The organism is Nakamurella endophytica (assembly GCF_014646215.1).
Taxonomy (GTDB): domain Bacteria; phylum Actinomycetota; class Actinomycetes; order Mycobacteriales; family Nakamurellaceae; genus Nakamurella; species Nakamurella endophytica.
The window spans coordinates 618,750-637,249 of record NZ_BMNA01000001.1 but is presented as its reverse complement, the minus strand read 5'-3'; the positions used below and the strand labels follow the sequence as shown (position 1 = coordinate 637,249).

21 protein-coding genes are annotated in these 18,500 nt (G+C 75.8%); 11 read left to right on the top strand and 10 right to left on the bottom strand.

What is annotated here, in order from left to right; genetic code table 11:
- Positions 1-56: 56 nt before the first annotated feature.
- Complete coding sequence (locus IEY37_RS02785; protein WP_188940185.1) at positions 57-401, top strand: YciI family protein; 345 nt, start codon at positions 57-59, stop codon at positions 399-401.
- Positions 402-403: 2 nt separating this feature from the next.
- On the top strand, positions 404-1,696 hold the full coding sequence (locus IEY37_RS02780) for an RNA polymerase sigma factor (RefSeq protein ID WP_229673652.1): 1,293 nt from the start codon (positions 404-406) through the stop codon (positions 1,694-1,696).
- A gap of 82 nt (positions 1,697-1,778) precedes the next feature.
- Here IEY37_RS02780 and IEY37_RS02775 read toward each other — a convergent pair whose 3' ends face one another.
- From IEY37_RS02775 to moaA, 4 genes are all read right to left on the bottom strand, one after another.
- Positions 1,779-2,126, bottom strand: a complete 348-nt coding sequence (locus IEY37_RS02775; RefSeq protein WP_188939924.1) for a nuclear transport factor 2 family protein — start codon at positions 2,124-2,126, stop codon at positions 1,779-1,781.
- A gap of 173 nt (positions 2,127-2,299) precedes the next feature.
- Positions 2,300-3,046: a hypothetical protein gene (locus tag IEY37_RS02770; RefSeq protein WP_188939923.1), complete on the bottom strand. Its 747-nt coding sequence runs from the start codon at positions 3,044-3,046 to the stop codon at positions 2,300-2,302.
- 189 nt (positions 3,047-3,235) lie between these two features.
- Positions 3,236-3,517, bottom strand: coding sequence for a MoaD/ThiS family protein (locus IEY37_RS02765; protein WP_188939922.1), 282 nt, complete (start codon positions 3,515-3,517; stop codon positions 3,236-3,238).
- Positions 3,510-4,625 carry a GTP 3',8-cyclase MoaA gene (gene moaA, locus IEY37_RS02760; protein WP_188939921.1) on the bottom strand — a complete coding sequence of 372 codons (1,116 nt, stop codon included), beginning with the start codon at positions 4,623-4,625 and terminating at the stop codon, positions 3,510-3,512. Before moaA ends, IEY37_RS02765 begins: the two co-directional genes overlap by 8 nt.
- A 147-nt stretch (positions 4,626-4,772) precedes the next feature.
- Between moaA and IEY37_RS02755 the strand changes: the two genes are divergently transcribed.
- Positions 4,773-5,975, top strand: a complete 1,203-nt coding sequence (locus IEY37_RS02755) for an XdhC family protein (protein WP_188939920.1) — start codon at positions 4,773-4,775, stop codon at positions 5,973-5,975.
- Here the strand turns inward: IEY37_RS02755 and IEY37_RS02750 are convergent.
- On the bottom strand, positions 5,921-6,325 hold the full coding sequence (locus IEY37_RS02750) for a nitroreductase family deazaflavin-dependent oxidoreductase (protein WP_188939919.1): 405 nt from the start codon (positions 6,323-6,325) through the stop codon (positions 5,921-5,923). The genes IEY37_RS02755 and IEY37_RS02750 overlap by 55 nt on opposite strands.
- Before the next feature lie 60 nt (positions 6,326-6,385).
- Positions 6,386-7,372 (bottom strand): LLM class F420-dependent oxidoreductase, encoded by a 987-nt coding sequence (locus tag IEY37_RS02745; RefSeq protein WP_188940183.1) that lies wholly within the window; start codon positions 7,370-7,372, stop codon positions 6,386-6,388.
- Between the two features lie 193 nt (positions 7,373-7,565).
- On the opposite strand from IEY37_RS02745, the gene IEY37_RS02740 reads away from it, so the two are divergent.
- The 6 genes from IEY37_RS02740 (at position 7,566) to IEY37_RS02715 (ending at position 13,195) form a co-directional block, all read left to right on the top strand.
- Positions 7,566-7,970: a TOBE domain-containing protein gene (locus IEY37_RS02740; RefSeq protein ID WP_188939918.1), complete on the top strand. Its 405-nt coding sequence runs from the start codon at positions 7,566-7,568 to the stop codon at positions 7,968-7,970.
- Positions 7,971-8,092: 122 nt separating this feature from the next.
- Positions 8,093-8,947 (top strand): molybdate ABC transporter substrate-binding protein, encoded by an 855-nt coding sequence (gene modA, locus IEY37_RS02735; protein WP_229673648.1) that lies wholly within the window; start codon positions 8,093-8,095, stop codon positions 8,945-8,947.
- 10 nt (positions 8,948-8,957) lie between these two features.
- Positions 8,958-9,770 (top strand): ABC transporter permease, encoded by an 813-nt coding sequence (locus IEY37_RS02730; RefSeq protein ID WP_188939917.1) that lies wholly within the window; start codon positions 8,958-8,960, stop codon positions 9,768-9,770.
- Positions 9,767-10,873 carry a sulfate/molybdate ABC transporter ATP-binding protein gene (locus IEY37_RS02725; protein ID WP_229673646.1) on the top strand — a complete coding sequence of 369 codons (1,107 nt, stop codon included), beginning with the start codon at positions 9,767-9,769 and terminating at the stop codon, positions 10,871-10,873. Before IEY37_RS02730 ends, IEY37_RS02725 begins: the two co-directional genes overlap by 4 nt.
- A 57-nt stretch (positions 10,874-10,930) precedes the next feature.
- Positions 10,931-12,250, top strand: coding sequence for an outer membrane protein assembly factor BamB family protein (locus IEY37_RS02720; protein ID WP_188939916.1), 1,320 nt, complete (start codon positions 10,931-10,933; stop codon positions 12,248-12,250).
- Positions 12,251-12,430: 180 nt separating this feature from the next.
- Positions 12,431-13,195, top strand: a complete 765-nt coding sequence (locus IEY37_RS02715; RefSeq protein WP_188940180.1) for an HAD-IIA family hydrolase — start codon at positions 12,431-12,433, stop codon at positions 13,193-13,195.
- A gap of 56 nt (positions 13,196-13,251) precedes the next feature.
- Here IEY37_RS02715 and IEY37_RS02710 read toward each other — a convergent pair whose 3' ends face one another.
- The gene (locus IEY37_RS02710; RefSeq protein ID WP_188939915.1) at positions 13,252-13,770 is read right to left on the bottom strand and encodes a VanZ family protein; all 519 of its coding nucleotides are present in this window, start codon (positions 13,768-13,770) and stop codon (positions 13,252-13,254) included.
- Between the two features lie 174 nt (positions 13,771-13,944).
- Between IEY37_RS02710 and IEY37_RS02705 the strand changes: the two genes are divergently transcribed.
- Complete coding sequence (locus IEY37_RS02705; RefSeq protein ID WP_188939914.1) at positions 13,945-14,565, top strand: HAD family hydrolase; 621 nt, start codon at positions 13,945-13,947, stop codon at positions 14,563-14,565.
- A gap of 93 nt (positions 14,566-14,658) precedes the next feature.
- On the opposite strand, the gene IEY37_RS02700 is transcribed toward IEY37_RS02705, so the two are convergent.
- Complete coding sequence (locus IEY37_RS02700; RefSeq protein ID WP_229673642.1) at positions 14,659-14,958, bottom strand: hypothetical protein; 300 nt, start codon at positions 14,956-14,958, stop codon at positions 14,659-14,661.
- A gap of 200 nt (positions 14,959-15,158) precedes the next feature.
- Between IEY37_RS02700 and IEY37_RS22735 the strand changes: the two genes are divergently transcribed.
- Positions 15,159-15,545, top strand: coding sequence for a cold-shock protein (locus IEY37_RS22735; protein WP_188939913.1), 387 nt, complete (start codon positions 15,159-15,161; stop codon positions 15,543-15,545).
- Positions 15,546-15,614: 69 nt separating this feature from the next.
- Here the strand turns inward: IEY37_RS22735 and IEY37_RS02690 are convergent, their stop codons facing one another.
- Both IEY37_RS02690 and IEY37_RS02685 read right to left on the bottom strand, forming a co-directional pair.
- Entirely contained in the window at positions 15,615-16,184 is a 570-nt protein-coding gene (locus IEY37_RS02690; RefSeq protein ID WP_188939912.1) for a DUF2771 family protein, read from the bottom strand.
- A complete protein-coding gene (locus IEY37_RS02685; protein WP_188939911.1) occupies positions 16,181-18,118 on the bottom strand; it encodes an MFS transporter in 1,938 nt (645 codons plus the stop codon). Before IEY37_RS02685 ends, IEY37_RS02690 begins: the two co-directional genes overlap by 4 nt.
- Between the last annotated feature and the right edge of the window lie 382 nt (positions 18,119-18,500).

Here is an 18,500-nt window from a genome sequence, read left to right as displayed (position 1 = left end):
GGGTCGGTGCGTCATCGGGTCGAGGCGCCGGACGGCGCCGCCGAGAGGAGCGCGCCGTGAAGTACATGCTGCTGGTGTTCGGGTTCCACGACGGGCCGCCCGAGGGCGCCGGTGCCGAGCCGACGGTCGAGGAGTTCCAGGCCTACGAGCGTTCGCTGGTCGATGCCGGGGTTCGGGTCGACGGAGCCGCGCTGACCGGGGAGGACGTGGCCACCACCGTGCAGGTGCGGGCGGACGGCCGGCGGCTGGTGGCCAACGGCCCGTTCGCCGAGAGCCGGGAGTTCCTGGGCGGTTTCGTGCTGATCGACGTCCCGGACCTGGACGCGGCGATGGACTGGGCGGCCCGCTGCCCGGGTGCGCGGTACGGCCGGGTCGAGGTCCGCCCGCTGCTGCAGCTCTGACGGTGGACCGGGAGGCGGCCGCCGCCGGCGCGGTGGAGCGGGTGTTCCGCGAGGATCGCGAGCGGTTGCTGCCGATCCTCGCGGCCCGGTTCGGTGACCTGGACCTGGCCGAGGAGGTGGCGGCCGAGGCGGTCGAGACGGTCGAGGCCGCGCTGAGTCGCTGGCCGCGGGACGGCGTGCCGGACGCACCGCTGGCCTGGCTGGTCACCACGGCCCGGCGGCGGGCCGTGGACCGGTTGCGCCGCAACCGGTCCGAGGCGCAGCGCCTGGCCGTGCTGCTGGCCGACCAGGGGCGGCACCGGGCGGGCGGCTGGGCAGGCCCGGCGGACGACGTGGTCGGCTCCGGGGACGACGCCGTGCCCGACGAGCGGCTGCAGCTGTTCTTCACCCTGTGCCACCCGGCCCTGCCGGTCGAGGCGCACACCGCGCTGACGCTGCGCTACCTCGCCGGCCTGACCACCGCCGAGGTCGCGCAGGCCTTCCTGGTACCGGTGGCCACGATGGCCCAGCGACTCATCCGGGCCAAGCGCAAGATCCGCGAGGCGCGCATCCCGTTCCGGGTGCCGACCCGGGCGGAGCTGCCGGACCGCCTGCCCGGCGTGCTCGGTGCGCTGTACCTGGTCTTCACCGAGGGCTACGCCGCGTCGTCGGGGTCGGCGCTGGTGCGCGCCGACCTGGTCGAGGAGGCCATCCGGCTGGCGCGGATCCTGCACCGGCTGCTGCCGGGCGAGCCCGAGGTGACGGGGCTGCTCGCGCTGCTGCTGCTCACCGACGCCCGGCGGCCGGCGCGGACCGATCCGGACGGGGTGCCGGTCGCGCTGGCGGAACAGGACCGCAGCCGGTGGGACCGGGACCGGATCGCGCAGGGCTGCCGGCTGGTCGTCGAGGCGCTGCGGGGACGCCCCGGGCCCTACGGCGTGCAGGCCGCCATCGCCGCGGTGCACGCCGAGGCCCCGGACGCCGCCCGGACCGACTGGCCGCAGATCGTCGCGCTCTACGACGTCCTGCTCGGTCGGGTGCCGTCCCCGGTGGTGGCGCTGAACCGGGCCGTCGCCGTGGGCATGCGGGACGGCCCGCGGGCCGCCCTCGACCTGGTGGACGGGCTGGCGGCCGCCCCGGAACTGCGCGAGTTCCACGTGGTCCCCGCGGTCCGGGCCGAACTGCTGCGCCGGCTGGGCCGGGCGGACGACGCCGCCGCCGAGGTGCGCCGGGCGCTGGACCTGGTCGGCAACCTGGCCGAGCGGCTCTCGCTGGAGCGCCTGCTCGACCGGGTGACCGCCGGTGGCCCGGGCTGACCGACCGCCGGTGACGTCCCGGGCGGGGGTCGGCAGGGCGGAACGCGGGTCGGTCCCGGACGTTCCGGGCGGCGGCCGCCCGTCAGGATGCCAGCAGGTCCCGCGGGTCGAAGGTCGCCCGGATCCGTGCGATGCCGCCGTCCTCGACGTGCATCCAGTTCGCGGTCGGTGCCGGCGGCGCGCCCGCCGTGTGCAGGTCGTACCAGGTCAGCACGTCAGGACCGTCGACCCACATCTTCAGCACCCGGATCTCGGTGATGCCCTGGGCCATGCCGCGCAGCCCGGCCAGGCACTCCTGCACCCCGTCGGCCGCGCCGAGCGGGCCGCGGAAGGTCACCCCGTCCCGCAGGATCGACGCCAGGGTGTCGAAGTCGCGGGCCTGCCAGGCGCGGAAGTAGGTGGCGGCCACGTCTCTCGGGTCGTTGCTCACGTCTCGTGTCCTCCTCGGGCGTCCGGGTGGGGCGGTCCGGGTCGGCGGCAGGACGACCCGCGCTCCCCACTGTGCCCGGGTCCGCCGGCAGGGGCGACACCGGGGAGGGGTGCCAGGACGCCGACGGCCGCGACCCCGGTGGGGGTCGCGGCCGTCACGGGTGCGGGCGCCGGTCAGGCCGGGCCGGGCACCTTGAAGGGCAGCCGGGCGCCGGCCCGCTGCGCCGAGAGCAGGGTGCCGTAGGCGACGACCAGCGCCATGATCAGCGCCAGCCAGGCGCCGGTGTACATGATCCCGTTCTGGGCCAGGATCACGATCACCGAGAGCAGCACCACGGCCGCGCCGAGCACGGCGCCGTAGACCAGGAACTCCGGCTTGACCGAGCGCAGGTTGGCCTGCGGGACGAACAGCTGCAGCGCCCGGACCACCGTCACGGCCAGGACGAGCAGCGTGCCGATGATGTAGAACGACCCCCAACCGTTGCGGTAGGCGTAGAAGAAGTCGCTGTCCACGTCGATCCGCAGCTGCCAGGTGAAGAAGCTGAAGATCAGGTAGAGCAGGCCGCCACCGAGGATCAGCCAGTCGCCGATGGCGACCTTCGAGAAGTCCGGACCGGTGGCCGGCCGGGGGTAGTTGCCCGAACCGCCGGGAGGCGCGTAGCCACCCTGCGGCGGCGGGTACGCGCCGGGCGCCGGGTAGCCGCCCTGCGCCGCCGGGTAGCCGGCGGGCGGGGGGTACGCGCCGCCGGGTGCACCCGGCGCGCCGGGGGCGTTGGACGACGGCGGGGGCGGCGCGTAGCCGGGGGGCGGCGCGGCGTAGCCTCCGGGGGGACCGGGAGGCGCCGGCGGCGGATAGCCGGGGGCGGCCCCGGACGGCGGCGGGTACGACGGCGGGGTGTCGCCGTCGGTGGGGTGGCTCACGGGTTCCTCCTGGGCACCGCACGGCCATCGGCAGCAGCGGTGAGGTCGCAGTACTGTCACCCGAACGGTAGCGCCCGGCCGGGCCGCTCCACAGGTGGACACGCAAAGTCGTGCCCGCTGTCGACAGGGCGCCGACGTGCCGCTCCACCGAGGGCTCCGCCGCGGCCCCGGCTCCCTTCCGTGTCCGGGTCAGCCGCCGGCGAACGGCGGCAGGACGTCGACCGCGGCGCCGTCCGGCACCGCCGTGTCCCGGCCGTGCACCGCCACCTCGTCCAGGAGGAACGAGCAGCGCTCCAGCACCCGCGCCAAGCCGGCGCCGTGCCGGTCGACCGCCGCCGCCAGCACCGCGGCCAGGTCCGCCGGCGCGGCGACCGCGAGGAGTTCCTCCGACGTCCCGGCCGCGGCCCGTGCCGCGGCGAAGTAGCGCACCAGCACCCCGACGGTGCCCGGCCGCTCCGGGACGTCAGCCACCGATGGCGCTCATCGGCCGGTCGGGTTGCAGGAACGACGGGTCGTCGATGCCGTGGCCGGGCAGCTTGGCCCACATCGCGCCGCGCCAGGCGTCGGCCAGCTCGTCGTCGCCGGCCCCGCCGCGCAGCAGCGCCCGCAGGTCGGTCTCGGTCCGGGAGAACAAACAGCTGCGCACCTGGCCGTCGGCCGTGAGCCGGGTCCGGTCGCAGTCCCCGCAGAACGGGCGGGTGACGGAGCCGACCACGCCGACCGTCGCCGCAGCGCCGTCGACCGCCCAGCCGGCGACGTCGAACAGCTCGGCCGGCGCGCCGGCCCGCGGCGCCGGGTGCGGCAGCAGGGTGAACCGCTCGGTCAACCGGTCCAGGATCTCCGCCGCCGTCACCATCTCGGCGCGGTCCCAGCTGTGCCCGGCGTCCAGCGGCATCTGCTCGATGAACCGCAGGTGGTAGCCGTGCTCCAGGGCGAAGGCGAGCAGGTCGGCGGCCTCGCCGTCGTTGATCCCCCGCAGCAGCACCGCGTTGATCTTCACCGGCCGCAGCCCGGCCGCCCGGGCGGCCTCCAGGCCGGCCAGCACGTCGCGGTGCCGCGGCCGCCGGGTCAGCGACCGGAAGACGTCGTCGCGCAGCGTGTCCAGCGAGATGTTCACCCGGTCCAGGCCGGCGTCGGCCAGCTCGCCGGCCCGCCGCGCGAAGCCGATCCCGTTGGTCGTCAGCGAGATCTCCGGTCGCGGGCGCAGCGCCGCGGTGCCCCGGACCAGCTCGGCGATGCCCTTGCGCAGCAACGGTTCCCCGCCGGTGAAGCGCACCTCGGTGACGCCCAGCCGCTCGACGGCGACCCGCACCAGGCGCAGCAGCTCGGCGTCCGACAGGACGTCGTCGGCGGGCATCCACTCCAGACCCTCGGCCGGCATGCAGTAGGTGCACCGCAGGTTGCACCGGTCGGTCAGGCTGACCCGCAGGTCGCGTGCCCGCCGGCCGTACCGGTCCACCAGGTGCGGGGTGTCCGGCCGTCCGGACGTGTCGGGCGGCGCTGAGGCGGGCGTCCCCGGGTCGACCGGCGCCCCCGGCCGCGGGCCGCGGACGGGTATGCCCAGTGCCACGGCCGCCATGGCCCCAGGGTATCGGCCCGCGCCCGCCCGCTTGCGGGCCGGACGCCCCGCGGCGTCGGCGCAGGCAGGGCGGGCAGACTGGCGGCGCACGACGGAGCCGCGCTCGCAGAGCGGCCGGCTGCCGGCCGCGACGGGAGGTGGGTGCCGGTGCGTGAGGTGTTGCCGGACCTGTTGCGGTGGTGGCGGGCGGGGGAGACGGTCGGTGTCGCGATGGTGGTGGCGGTGGCGGGGTCGGCGCCGCGGGAGCCGGGTGCGGTGTTGGTGGCGGGGCCGGACGGGTCGGCGGTGGGGTCGGTGTCCGGTGGGTGTGTGGAGGGTGCTGCCCACGGGTTGGCGGACGAGGTTCGTGCCGGGGCGGCGCCGCGGGTGGAGCGGTTCGGGATCTCCGACTCCGATGCCTTTGCGGTGGGGTTGACCTGCGGTGGGGTGTTGGACGTGTTGGGGTGGCGGCTCTCGCCGGCCGGTTTCCCGGATTTCGAGGTGTTCGCCGGGTCGGTGGCGGCGGGGGAGCCGGTGGCGTTGGCGACGGTGGTGGCCGGTGACCGGGCGGTGGTGGGCCGGCAGTTGGTGGTGTGGCCGGATCGGCGGTCGGGGTCGTTGGGCTCGGCGCGGCGGGACGATGCGGTGGCCGACGACGCGCGGGGGTTGCTGGCGGCGGGGCGGACGGCGACGGTGACCTATGGGCCGCAGGGGCAGCGGCGGGGTGTGGGGCTGTCGGTGTTCGTGGCCTCGTTCGCGCCGCCGCCGCGGATGCTGGTGTTCGGGGCGATCGACCATGCGGCGGCGCTGGCCCGGGTGGGCCGGTTCCTGGGGTACCGGGTGACGGTGTGTGATGCGCGGCCGTTGTTCGCCACGTCGCGGCGGTTGCCCGATGCCGACGAGGTGGTGGTGGACTGGCCGCACCGGTACCTGCAGGGGCAGGTGGCCGCGGGGGCGGTGGACGGGCGGACGGTGGTGTGCGTGCTGACCCACGAGCCGCGGTTCGACGTCCCGGTGCTGGCCGTCGCGCTGGCCCAGGACGTGGCCTTCGTGGGGGCGATGGGGTCGCGCCGCACGCACCTGGACCGGCTGCAGCGGCTGCGCGAGGCGGGCGTGTCCGAGGACAGGCTCGCGCGGCTGTCCAGCCCGATCGGGCTGGACCTGGGCGCGCGGACCCCGGAGGAGACCGCGGTCAGCATCGCCGCCGAGATCGTGGCCCGCCGCTGGAACGGCACCGGCCTACCGCTGACCCACCGCGACGGACCCGTCCACCACCCCGGCACCCCGGACGGTGCCGACCGTCCGCAGGGATCCGGTCAGACCCGCTCGAGCAGCACCACGGGGATGGTGCGGGAGGTCTTGCGCTCGTAGCCGGCGAACCCGGGGTACCGGCGCTTCTGCTCCTCCCAGATCACCGCCCGCTCCTCGCCCTGCGCGACCGAGGCCCGGACCGGCACCGTGTCGGTGCCGATCTCCACCGTGGCCCGAGGGTCGGCGAGCAGGTTGTGGTACCAGTCCGGGTTCGTGTCGGCGCCGGCCTTGGACGCGAACACCGCCCACCGGTCGCCGACCTGCTGGTACATGACCGGGCTGAGCCGCTCCTGGCCGGTGCGGGCACCCGTGGTGTGCAGGATGAGCAGCGGGGCGCCCTCGAAGGTGCCGCCGACCCGTCCGCCGTTGGCGCGGAACTCGGCGATGATGGTCTCGTTCCAGTCGGGCATGCAGGCCTCCGGGGAAACGCGTCGTTGACATGTCCACCGTAGCCCCGGGCAGCGCCGTCCCTAGCTCAGCGCCGGGATGACCTCCCGCTCGAACAGCTCGATCCCCGAGGTGTCGTAGGCGGCCTCCGGGAAGTACAGGATCGCGTACGTCATGCCGAGGTCCTGCATGCTGCGGAGCCGGTCGACGATCTGCTCGGGCGTGCCGATGGCCGCGCCCTCCGCGTACTCGGCGGCCACCTGCTCGGCCACCGCATCGCCACCGGCGGTGCGGTAGTGCTCGGCGATCCACGCCCGGCGCTCGCGGACCTCGGCCTCGTCGCGCCCGATGACCACCGAGTAGTTGGTCGAGCGGACGATCTCGCCGAAGTCGCGGCCCAGTTCGGAGCAGTGCTGGGCCAGCACCTCGGACTTGCGCGAGAACCCGTCGGGCGTGCCGTCGAAGTTGGTGTACTGCGCGTACCGGGCGGCGATCCGCAGGGTCACCTTCTCGCCGCCGCCGGCGATCCAGAGCGGGATGCCGCCGGCCTGCAGCGGCAGCGGCCGCACGATCGCGCCGTCGACCTGGTAGATCTCGCCGTCCAGCGTCGCGGTCCCGGTCCGCCAGGCCTGGCTCATGATCTGCACGCCCTCGTCGAGCGCCCGCAGCCGCTCCCGGGCCGGCGGGAACCCGTACCCGTAGGCCCGCCACTCGTGCTCGTACCACCCGGCGCCGATGCCCATCTCGGTCCGGCCACCGGAGACCACGTCGACGGTGGCCGCCACCTTGGCCAGGTAGGCCGGGTTCCGGTACGCCATGCAGGTGCACATCTGCCCGAGCCGGACGCGCCGGGTCGCCGCGGCGAACGCGGCCATCAGGGTCCACGCCTCGTGGGTGGCGTCCTCGGTCGGGACCGGGACGGTGTGGAAGTGGTCGTAGACCCAGATCGACTCCCACGGGCCGGCGTCGGCGTGGGCGGCCAGCCCCGCTATGGTCTCCCAGTGGCGCGCCGGCTCGATGCCGGCCAGGTCCAGCTTCCAGCCCTGCGGGACGAACATCCCGAACCTCATCGTCATGGCGCGACGCTAGTCCGGCCGGTGCGCCGGTCGCCGGCCGGGTCGGCAGCCGCCGGGACGTGATCGGCTCCGCGCCGCAGATGCGGAGGCAAGAGGCTCGACTGTCGCGGGACGTGTTCGGCTCTGCTCCGCAGATGCGGAGGTGGAAGGGCACAACGGCCGCGGATGCGGCGCTAGAGTGCCGTCCGTGACGGACTTCCGGATCGGGCAGGCGGCCGCCCTGCTCGGGGTCAGCGACGACACCGTGCGCCGCTGGGTGGACGGCGGGGCGCTCGCCGCCGGCCGCGACGGTGCCGGCCGGCTGGTCGTCGACGGTGCCGAGCTCGCCGGGTTCGCGCGCCGGCAGGCGCTGGCGGTCGCCGATCCGTCGGGCGTCGACCGGTCGGCGCGCAACCGCTTCGTCGGCCTGGTCACCGCCGTCACCGCGGACCGGGTGATGGCGCAGGTCGAGATGCAGTGCGGGCCGCACCGCGTGGTGTCCCTGATGAGCGCCGAGGCGGTGGCCGAGCTGGGTCTCGAGGTCGGGTCGCTGGCCGTCGCCGTCGTCAAGGCCACCACCGTCATCGTCGAGACCCCGCGGAACCAGCCGTGACCCCCGCCCGGCGTCCCGGCCGCTGTCCCGCCCACCGTCCCACCCGCCGTCCCACGCGGCGGGCGGGCAGGACACAGCTGCCCGCGAGGCGGCCGGACCTGCCGGCGCTACTGCTGCTGCCGGTGCTGCTGCTGGGCGTGCTGGCCGGCTGCGGATCCGCGGGATCCCCCGACGGGGCCACGTCCGCCCGCGCCGCCACGTCCACCGACACCACCGGCACGGGGGGCGGCCGCACGGTCACCGCACCTGCGACCGGGACGTCGGCGTCCGGCACGGGGGCGTCCGCACCGCAGCCGCTGTCCGGCACGCTCACCGTGTTCGCCGCCGCGTCGCTGCAGAAGACCTTCGACCAGCTCCGCGCGGAGTTCCGCCGCCAGCACCCGGGCGTGGACGTCGTCCCCGTCAGCTACGACGGGTCGTCCACGCTGGCCACCCAACTGGTGAACGGTGCACCGGCCGACGTCTTCGCGTCCGCGGACGACGCGACCATGGCCGAGGTCGTGGACGCCGGGCTGGTGCGGGACCATCCGACCGAGTTCGCCACCAACACGCTCGAGATCGCGGTGGCGCCGGGCAATCCCGACCGGATCACCGGCCTGCCGGATCTCGCCCGGTCGGGGCTGGACGTCGTCGTGTGCGCGCCCGAGGTGCCCTGCGGCGCGGCCGCCCACACCGTGCTGGCCGCCGCCGGGGTGCGGATCACGCCGCGCAGCGAGGAGCAGAACGTCACCGCGGTGCTCACCAAGGTCCGCAGCGGCGACGCCGACGCCGGGCTGGTCTACCGGACCGATGTCCTCGCCGCCGGCGGCGCGGTCGCCGGGGTGGACGTCCCGCAAGCGTCCGCCGCGGTGAACCGCTACCCGATCGCCGCGCTGTCCGGTGCCCGGAACCCGGCCGCCGCCGCGACGTTCGTCGCGCTGGTCACCGGTCCGGTCGGCCGGAAGGTACTCGCGGACGCCGGTTTCGGCGCACCGTGAACCGCCGCGGATGACCACGCGGTCGCCGGCGGCGCCCGGCGCGGTGCCCCGGCCGCTCTGGGTCCCGGCCGTGCTGGCGGTGCTGTTCCTGCTCGCGCCGCTCGCCGCTCTGGTGGTGCGGGCCGACTGGCCGCGGCTGCCGGGGGCCGTCACCTCGGGCCCGGCGCTGCGGGCGCTCTGGCTGTCGCTGCGCTGCGGGCTGGCGGCGACCGCGCTGTGCCTGCTGCTCGGCGTCCCGCTGGCCCTGGTCCTCGCCCGCCGCGACGGCCCCGCCCTGCGCGCGCTGCGCGCGCTGGTCACCCTGCCGCTGGTGCTGCCGCCGATGGTCGGTGGCATCGCCCTGCTGTACCTGCTCGGCCGCAACGGCCTGCTGGGCCGCGTGCTGCTCGACGCCTGGGGCGTCCGGATCCCGTTCACCACGGCGGCCGTCGTGCTGGCCGAGGCCTTCGTGGCCCTGCCGTTCCTGGTCATCGCCCTGGAGGGCGCGCTGCGCACCGCCGGCACCGGCTACGAAGGGGTCGCCGCGACCCTGGGGGCCGGCCGCTGGACGGTGTTCCGGCGGGTCACGCTGCCACTGGTCGGGCCAGGGCTGCTGTCCGGGACGGTGCTCTGCTTCGCCCGGGCCCTCGGCGAGTTCGGCGCCACCGCGTTGTTCGCCGGCAACTACGACGGCACCACCCGCACCATGCCGCTGCTCATCTACACCGCCTTCAACGGCGGGGGTGCCGACCAGGACGCCGCGGTGGCGTTGTCGCTGCTGCTGATGGCGGTCGCCGCGGTCGTGCTGCTGCTGGTCCGGCCCTGGCGCGGGGTGACCGGATGAGTGCCGGCACGGTGCCGCTGGCCGCCCGGATCCGAGTCGACCGCCCGGCGTTCGAGGTGGCGGTCGAGCTGGACGTCCCGGCCGGCACGGTGGCCGCCGTCGTCGGGCCGAACGGCGCCGGCAAGTCGACCGTGCTGCAGGTGCTCGCCGGCCTCGAGCGGCCCGCATCCGGCGAGATCCGGCTCGGCGAGCGGCTCTTGACCCGGCGCAGCCCGGGCGCGCCCGAGGTGCACGTCCCCGTCGAGGGCCGCCGGGTCGGGCTGCTCGGCCAGCGGCCGATGCTGTTCCCGCACCTGTCCGCCGCCGACAACGTAGCCTTCGGCCCGCGCGCGCAGGGCGTCGACCGGCGGACCGCCGCACGGGACGCCCGCGACTGGCTCGACCGGCTGGGGTTGGCGGACCTGGCGGGGCGCCGCCCGCAGCGCCTGTCCGGCGGCCAGGCGCAGCGCGTCGCCCTGGCCCGCGCCCTCGCCGCTCGCCCCGACCTCTTGCTGCTGGACGAACCCCTGGCGGCGCTGGACGCCCGGACCGCGCCCGAGGTCCGCCAGGTGCTGCGCGGCCACCTGCGGTCGGCCGGGACGACGGCCGTGCTGGTCACCCACGACGTGCTCGACGCCGCGGTGCTCGCCGACCAGGTGCTGGTGCTGGACCGCGGGGCGGTGGTGGACAGCGGCCCGGCCGCCGAGGTGCTGGCGATGCCCCGGTCGGCGTTCGGTGCGGCGCTCGCCGGCGTCGACCTGATCCGCGGGACCGTCGACGCCCCCGCCCGGGACGGCGAGCTGGTCCGGCTGACCACGACGACCGGCCGGACGGTGACCGGGATCGCGGTCGGCGCGGTGGCGGCGGGCGAGGCCGGCGCGGTGTTCCCGCCGTCGGCGGTGGCCGTGCACGTCCGGACGGACGAGGGCAGCGCGCGCAACCGCTGGCCGGCGGTGGTGGCGGCGATGGAGTCGGTCGGCGCCGCGGTCCGGCTGTGGACGGCCGGCCCGAACGCGGTCGCCGCGGACGTGACGCCGGCCGCGGTGGCCGAGCTCGACCTGGCGCCGGGCCGGCCGGTGGAGCTGTCGGTCAAGGCCACCGAGGTGCGGGTGCACCAGCGCTGACCGGCGACGCGCCCGGCGCTCTCGACAGGCCCTCGCTGCGGGGCGCACGCTGGGTCCATGAGATTCCTACGGAGCGTCGCGTTGGTCCTGGTCGCGCTCGTCGCCACCACCGCGGCCGGCTGGCCCACCAACCACGGCGACAACCGTCGCACCGGCTACGACCCGACCGCCGCCACCTACCGGGGACTGCGGACGGCCTTCGGTGTCCCACTCGACGGCGCGGTGTACGGCTCGCCGATCGTGGTCGGCAGCACGGTCGTCGTCGCCACCGAGAACAACTCGGTCTACGCGCTGGACGCCGGCACCGGCCGGATCCGCTGGCGCCACCACCTGCGCACGGCCGTCACCGACACCGGCTACTTCGCCTGCCCGGGCAACATCCGGCCCAGTGGGATCACCGGGACCCCGGCCTACGACGCGGCCACCGGCCGGGTGTTCGTGGTCACGGTGACACCGGTCGGCTCCGGATCCGGCCGCACCGTGCACCACGAGATCTGGGGGCTGCGGCTGTCCGACGGGGGCACGGCGATGAACCGCCGCGTGGAGGTGCCCGGCACCGACCCGCGGGCCGAGCAGCAGCGGGCCGCGCTGGCCACCGCCAACGGCAACGTCTACATCGCCTTCGGCGGGCTGGCCGGCGACTGCGGCGACTACAAGGGCGCGGTGATCTCGCTGCGGACCAACGGCGCGCTGGGCGGTGTCGCCTACGTGGTGCCGACCACCCGGGAGGCGGGGATCTGGGCACCGGGCGGCCCGGTCGTCGCCGCCGACGGGTCGGTCTACGTCGCGGTCGGCAACGGCGAGTCCCGCACCAGCTACGACTACAGCGACTCGGTCACCCGGCTCAGTCCGTCGATGCAGCGGCTGGACTACTACTCGCCGACCACCTGGGCCCACGACAACGAGGTCGACGCCGACCTCGGGTCGATGAGCCCGGCGCTGACCGGCAACGGGTTCGTGCTGCAGGCCGGCAAGTCCGGTACCGGCTACGTGCTGCGGCAGAACCGGCTGGGTCACGTCGGCGGCCAGGTCTCCCAGGGCAGCCTGTGCCGGGCGTTCGGCGTCTCGGCGGTCACCGGGTCCACGGTCTACATGCCGTGCACCGACGGCGTCTCGCGCGTCGAGGTCTCCTCCGCCGGCACCTTCCGGCGGGTGTGGCGGAACACCACCGGCATCACCAGCAGTCCCGTCGCCGGACCCGGCGCGCTGTACGCCACCGGCGGCTCGCGGCTGTACGCGCTGAACCCGCGCACCGGGACCGTGCTGGGCAGTGCCGACCTGGGGTCGTCGACGCTGCGCTTCACCACCCCGGCGTTGTCGGGCAACAAGGCCTACGTCGGCACCACCGCCGGCGTGGTGGCGGTCACCATCGGCTGACCCGCCGGGCCGGGCGCGGCGGGGTCGGCGCCCGGCCCGCCACGGGCACGGGATGATGGTCCGGTGAGCGTCTCGACACCCCCGGCAGCGGGCGACCACCGTGTGACCGGATCGGCCCTGCCGGCCGACGCCCGGGACCCGATCCCGCCACCACCGGGCGGCTGGTCGTTCCTGATGGACATGGACGGCGTGCTGGTCCACGAGGAGCACCTCATCCCGGGCGCCGACCGGTTCATCGCGGAGCTGACCGAGGCGGGGCGCAACTTCGTCGTCGTCACCAACAACCCGATCTACACCCGGCGCGACCTACGGGCCCGGCTGCTGACGACCGGCCTGGACATCCCCGAGGACCGGATCTGGACGTCCGCGCTGGCCACCGCGCGTTTCCTGCACAGCCAGCGGCCCGGCGGCACCGCCTACGTCATCGGCGAGGTCGGGCTCACCACGGCGCTGCACGAGGCCGGTTTCGTGCTCACCGACCGCGACCCGGACTACGTGGTGCTCGGCGAGACGCGAACCTACTCGTTCGAGGCCATCACCACCGCGATCCGGCTGATCGACCGGGGCGCCCGGTTCGTCGCCACGAACCCGGACGCCACCGGTCCGAGCCGGCAGGGGTCGCTGCCGGCCGCCGGCGCGGTCGCCGCGCTGATCGAGCGGGCCACCGGCCGCACGCCGTACTTCGTCGGCAAGCCGAACCCGTTGATGATGCGGTCGGCGCTGCGGGCCATCGGCGCGCACTCGGAGTCCACGCTGATGATCGGCGACCGGATGGACACCGACGTGATCGCCGGACTCGAGGCCGGGCTGTCCACCATCCTGGTCCTCACCGGCATCTCGAACCTGGACACCATCGAGCGGTACCCGTTCCGGCCGTCGCTGGTGGTGGACTCCATCGCCGACCTGGTCGGCCGCACCGCGGACCCGTTCGGCCGCTGGACCTGATCCACCCGACCCACGGCCGTCGGACCGGACGGCGCCGTGGACTGAGGGCCTGCCGGTCAGCCGGTGGAGGCTCCGGCCACCACCCGATCGGCGGCGGACCGGACGCCGAGCAGCAGCCGGCGTTCCCGGCGGCGGCGCCGGCCCAGCGTGGGCGCGGCCAGCAGCAGCCCGAGCAGCGCACCCGCCGAGTTGGCCGCGACGTCCTGCCAGCTGGCCGTCCGGTTCGGCAGCGCCAGGAACTGCACCGCCTCGATCGTCATGGACGCGAGGACGGCGACCGGCAGCACGAACCACTGGTGCCGGCGCAGCGACAGCGCGCCCAGCAGGCCGAGCGGCAGGAACATCACCACGTTGGAGAGCATCTCGACGAGGCCGAAGTCGATCCACAGCGGCAGCCCGTGGCGGTGCGCCCGGTCGAAGAACGACGCCAGGTCGTGCTGGCCGGCGGCGGCGGGCGGCCCGGGCGTCCAGACGATCACCGCGACGGTGACCAGCACGGCGGCCAGCAGGCAGCGGGCGACGATCCGCGCGGTGCGGAACGGATCCGCGCCCGACGGCTGCCACCGGTCGACCATGAGCGCGATGGTAGGTGGCCGGGGCCGAGGGCCGGGACGTTCGTCCGTTCCGTCACCCGCGGGAACGCGGGCCCGGTGAGAGGTGTCACAGCGGCGATAACGTCTGGGTCACCATCCCGGCCGGGGACGCCAGGACGGCCGGAGGGGTCCGGAGGCGCCCCTACCCTTCGGTACGTGACTTTCACCGTCGGCTTCGACCTGGACATGACGCTCATCGACCCGCGTCCGGGCATGGTGCGGCTGTTCCGGACGCTGGCCGCCGAGACCGGCCTGCCCCTGGACGGCGAGGCCTTCGTGACCCGGTTGGGCCCGCCGCTGCACGAGGAATTCGCCCGCTACGGCCTGGCGCCGGAGACCGTCGACGGGCTGGTCCGCCGGTACCGGGAGCTCTACCCGGCGATCGTGGTGCCCTGCACCACCGCCCTGCCCGGGGCGCAGGACGCCGTCCGCTCGGTCGCCGAGCGGGGCGGCCGGGTCGTGGTGGTCACCGCCAAGTACGGACCGACGGCGCGGGCGCACGTCGAGGCCCTGGGCATGCCGGTGGCGGCGGTGGCCGGCGACCTGTGGAGCGCGGCCAAGGCGGTCGCGCTGGCGCAGGAGCACGCCGAGGTGTTCGTCGGCGACCACCTGGGCGACATCGCCGGGGCCCGCGCCGCGGACGCCCTGGCCGTGGCGGTGGCCACCGGACCGATCAGCCGCGAGGACCTGGAGGCGGCCGGCGCCGACGTGGTGCTCGACGACCTGCGGCAGTTCCCGGCCTGGCTCGACACGTACCTGCACGCCACGGTGCACTGAGCACACCTGCACCGGGCCGGCCTGATCCGGGCGCCCCTGCGGTCGGTGAGGCCGTTGCGCCGGCGGGGGCTGCCCGGTGCTGCTCGGTCCCGCTCAGCCGGCGCGGCCGGCGGCCCGGCGCGCTGCGGCGCCGCGGTTCTCCAGGTACACCCCGACCAGCCCGATCGCCAGGCCCACCGGGGCGAGCATGGCGACCAGGTTGAGCCAGAGCGGCAGGTTGCGCGAGCCGGTGGCGAACAGCACCACGTCGGCGACGATGGCCAGCACGCCGACCGCGAACACCAGCATCCCCACCCGCGCCGCGGCCGACGACCGGCGGCGGTCCGCCGGCCGGCGCACCGTGCCGGGCCCGCCGGTCGGTCGGGCCGGCCGGTCGTCGGGCGAGGTCGTCACCGGCCCAGGATATCGGCGGCCCCGGCCGGTGCGGGCACCTGCCGGCGGTCAGTAGGCTGGACGGTCGAGCGTCCCCGGCCCGTCGGCCGGGGACGCCAGCCGGACCCGTCCGGGTCCTGGAGTTCCCACAGATGCCGATCCCCGGTCGCCGGCCGTGCCGCGACCGGAGACCGGGCATGCAGCGAGAGATGGTGAGTCACGTGCCCACGGGCAAGGTCAAGTGGTTCGACGCGGACAAGGGTTTCGGCTTCATCGCCCAGGAGGGCGGCGAGGACGTCCACGTGCGATCCTCGGCGCTGCCGTCGGGGATGACCGCGCTGAAGCCTGGGCAGAAGGTGGAGTTCGGGCTGGCCGACGGCCGCCGGGGTCCGCAGGCGCTGCGGGTGACGGTGCTGGAGGCCCCGCCGTCGGTGGTCGCCGCGACCCGGCGCCCCGCGGAGGAGCTGCACGGCCTGGTGGACGACATGATCAAGCTGCTGGAGTCCAAGGCGCTGCCCGACCTGCGGCGCGGCCGCTACCCGGACCGGGCGATGGGCTCGCGGATGGCCCAGGTGCTGCGGGCCGTGGCGGACGAGCTCGACGCCTGACCCGCCGGACCGCCGGCAGCGCTCCGTGTCCGCCGGAGACGTGCGACCCGGTGACCGCCGGCCGCCGGCTCAGGGGGACGCCGGGGCGTTGCCCGCCGGGGTGCTGCCCGCCGTCGCGGTGGTCCCCCGGGCCAGCAGCACCCAGGTGCGGGTGGCGGCGAACTGCACGTCCGTGTTGCCGGCGGTCCCGGTCGGGACGAACCCGCTCTGCACCTCGACCCGGACGACCTGGTCCGCGGGGGTCGGCGGGGTCACCGTGTACGCCAGCCGGCCGTCGGAGAACAGCTCGGACCGGGCCTCGGTGACCGTGCCGTCCGGCGCCCGGAACTGCACGTAGGCGGTCCACGGGGTGTTGCCGATCTGCGGGTCGACACTGATCGTGACGCTGTCGCCGGCCCGCAGGTCCAGCCGGGCGATGTCGTCGGGGTCCGGGTCGGGGCACGACACGGTCAGTGCGGACGTGTCGACCGCGCACCACAGCGTCGGGCCGATGTCGACCGCGACCCGGTTGCCGTAGAACGTGACGTCGGGTCGCGGTGCGGTGCAGCCGGCCAGGACGGCGCCGGCGGTCAGGACGGCCAGCGGCCCGGCGAGACGCCGCCACCGGCGGGCGGTGGCGGCGGGGGGAGCGGTCCTCACCGTCCCGATCCTGCCTTCCGCGGCCGGTTGCGCGACCGGCGGTCGCCGCCGCGGGTGGCCGGGCCGGCCGCCGGACCGGGGTCGGGCCGGTCACCGAACGGGTCCGCAGGCCCACCGAGCCCCGACGGGAGATCGTCCCCCCAGGCGGTGCCGTGCTCGCCGGTCGCGGGCGCCGCGGTCCCGGTGGGCAGCGGCCGGGTGGCCGGTGTCCGGCCCGTCCCGGTGCCGCCGCGGGACCGCCGGCGCAGCCGGGGACGGGGCAGCGCCAGCCGCGGCAGCATGCTGCGCCCGGACCGGACCAGTAGGCACTGCGCCGTGCCGACGGCGAGCAGCACGGTGACCACGCCGAAGCCGATCGAGTACACCGCGGACACGTGGCCGAACCAGACGCCGCCCACCAGCAGCCCGACGACGCCGCCGAACACCCAGCTCAGCTGCAGGATCGACTCGCTGCGGCCGAAGGCCGACGCCCGGCTGACCTCCGGGAGCTCGTGCTGGATCACCGAGTCCAGGCAGACCTTGGCGAGCGAGGACGCGGTCGACCCGACGAAGCCGACCACGGCGGCGGTGGCCAGCCCGGGCACGACGGCGGCGACCAGGGTGGCCAGCCCGGTCCCGGACAGGCAGATCAGGGCGAGCACCTCGGGCGCGGACAGGTTGAGCCGAGCGCCGAGGGCGTTGCCGACGAAGCCGCCGACACCGGCCGCGCCGCCGACGACGCCGAGCAGCAGCAGCTGGAAGAAGGCGCTGTTCTGCTGGTGGTCCGTCGGGTACTGGTTCTTCACCACGAACGCGATGAACAGCGCCAGGAAGCCGGTCTCGACGCGCACCATGCAGTTGGCCCACAGGGTGGCGCGGACGATCCGCGGGAACCCGCGGCCGCTGCTGCGCGGGGCGATGACGCCGCGCAGCGGCACCTCGCCCTCCGTCGATTCCACCCACGACGGGATGCGCAGGCACAGCACGCCGCCCGCCACCGCGCACAGCGCGCAGAACACCAGCGCGCCCGGGGACCCGGTGAGCTTGAGGATGCCCGCGGCGACCAGCCCGGCGGCGCCGCCGGCGACCAGCCCGAAGACGGTGAGCCGCGAGTTGGTCTTCACCAGGGTGATCTGCTCGGGCAGCACCCGGGGGGTGAGCGCGGCCTTCAGCACGCTGAACGCCTTGGACAGCACCAGGTTGCCCAGCGCCGCCGGGTAGATCACCCACGGGTTGAACGGCGTGAAGTTGAAGGCCATCAGCACCGCCAGCAGCGCCCGGCCGAAGCTGGACACCGCGAGCGCCAGCCGCCGGCCGCTCTGCATGCGGTCCAGCAGCGGCCCGATCAGCGGCGCCACCACGGCGAACGGCGCGACGGTGATCAGGAGGTAGGTCAGCACCTTGCCGGTCGAGCCGGTGTCGGCGAAGAAGATGGTGTTGGCCAGCGCGACGGTCAGGGCCGCGTCGACCGCGTAGTTGCCCATGACGGCGTAGGTCAGCGCGGTGAGCCCGGACTTGTCGGCGCCGTCCGCGGTGGCGGCGCGGTGGAACAGCTCGACGCCGCGCTGGGTCAACTCCCGGCTGCGGTAGGCGGCGACGCGGGTCACCGTCAGCTTTCGCGGCCCCTTGGCGCCGGGCCGCCGGCCCGGCCCGCTGCGCGGCGTGCCGCGGCCGCCGGTCGGCCCGGCGTCGTCCCCGTCCAGCGGTGCCCGGTACGGCGGCAGGTGCGCGCCTCGCGGCTGCGGCCGGCGGCGCGGGGTCGTGCGGTCGGCGGGGTCGTCGCGGCGCTCCCGCGGCAGCGCCGTGGTGGCGGCGTCCGCGCCGGCCGTCCAGTCCGACCGCGCGTCGACACGGCTCCCGGCGGGGCCGCTGGAGGTCGCCGGCCCGCCGGTCGCTATCGAGCCCGACCGGCCGGCGGCCGTGTACGGCAGCGCCCAGGGCGGCGGTGGCGGCACCGCCGGCCGACGCAGTGCGGTGGTGGCCCGGTCACCGTCGGGATCCGCGGCGGCCCAGCCCGGTGCGGCGGATCCGGCCGGTCCGCCGGAGGCGGGAGGAGGTACAGCGCCGGAGGCGGGAGGAGGTACAGCGCCGGAGGCGGGGGGAGGTACAGCGCCGGAGGCTGGGGGACGTACGGCGCCGGAGGCGGGGGCAGATCTGCCGCCGGAGGCGGCGGGACCGGAGTCGTGCGGTGCCGCGCCGTACCCGTCCCCGGAGGCCGCGCCGTACCGGCCGGGCTCCGTGCCGTGTCCGCGGGGTTCTGCGCCATATCCGCGGGGCTCCGCGCCATATCCGCGGAGGGCCGCGCCGTACCCGCCGCGAGGAGCTGCGCCGTACCCA

Bases quoted from the DNA above. Each gene is read 5' to 3' on its own strand.
- moaA (WP_188939921.1), bottom strand. From the start codon at position 4,625: ATGGCGGCCGTGGCACTGGGCATACCCGTCCGCGGCCCGCGGCCGGGG.
- IEY37_RS02710 (WP_188939915.1), bottom strand. From the start codon at position 13,770: ATGGTCGACCGGTGGCAGCCGTCGGGCGCGGATCCGTTCCGCACCGCG.
- IEY37_RS02730 (WP_188939917.1), top strand. From the start codon at position 8,958: ATGACCACGCGGTCGCCGGCGGCGCCCGGCGCGGTGCCCCGGCCGCTC.
- IEY37_RS02745 (WP_188940183.1), bottom strand. From the start codon at position 7,372: ATGAGGTTCGGGATGTTCGTCCCGCAGGGCTGGAAGCTGGACCTGGCC.
- IEY37_RS02750 (WP_188939919.1), bottom strand. From the start codon at position 6,325: ATGCCCGACTGGAACGAGACCATCATCGCCGAGTTCCGCGCCAACGGC.
- IEY37_RS02720 (WP_188939916.1), top strand. From the start codon at position 10,931: ATGAGATTCCTACGGAGCGTCGCGTTGGTCCTGGTCGCGCTCGTCGCC.
- IEY37_RS02715 (WP_188940180.1), top strand. From the start codon at position 12,431: ATGGACGGCGTGCTGGTCCACGAGGAGCACCTCATCCCGGGCGCCGAC.
- IEY37_RS02725 (WP_229673646.1), top strand. From the start codon at position 9,767: ATGAGTGCCGGCACGGTGCCGCTGGCCGCCCGGATCCGAGTCGACCGC.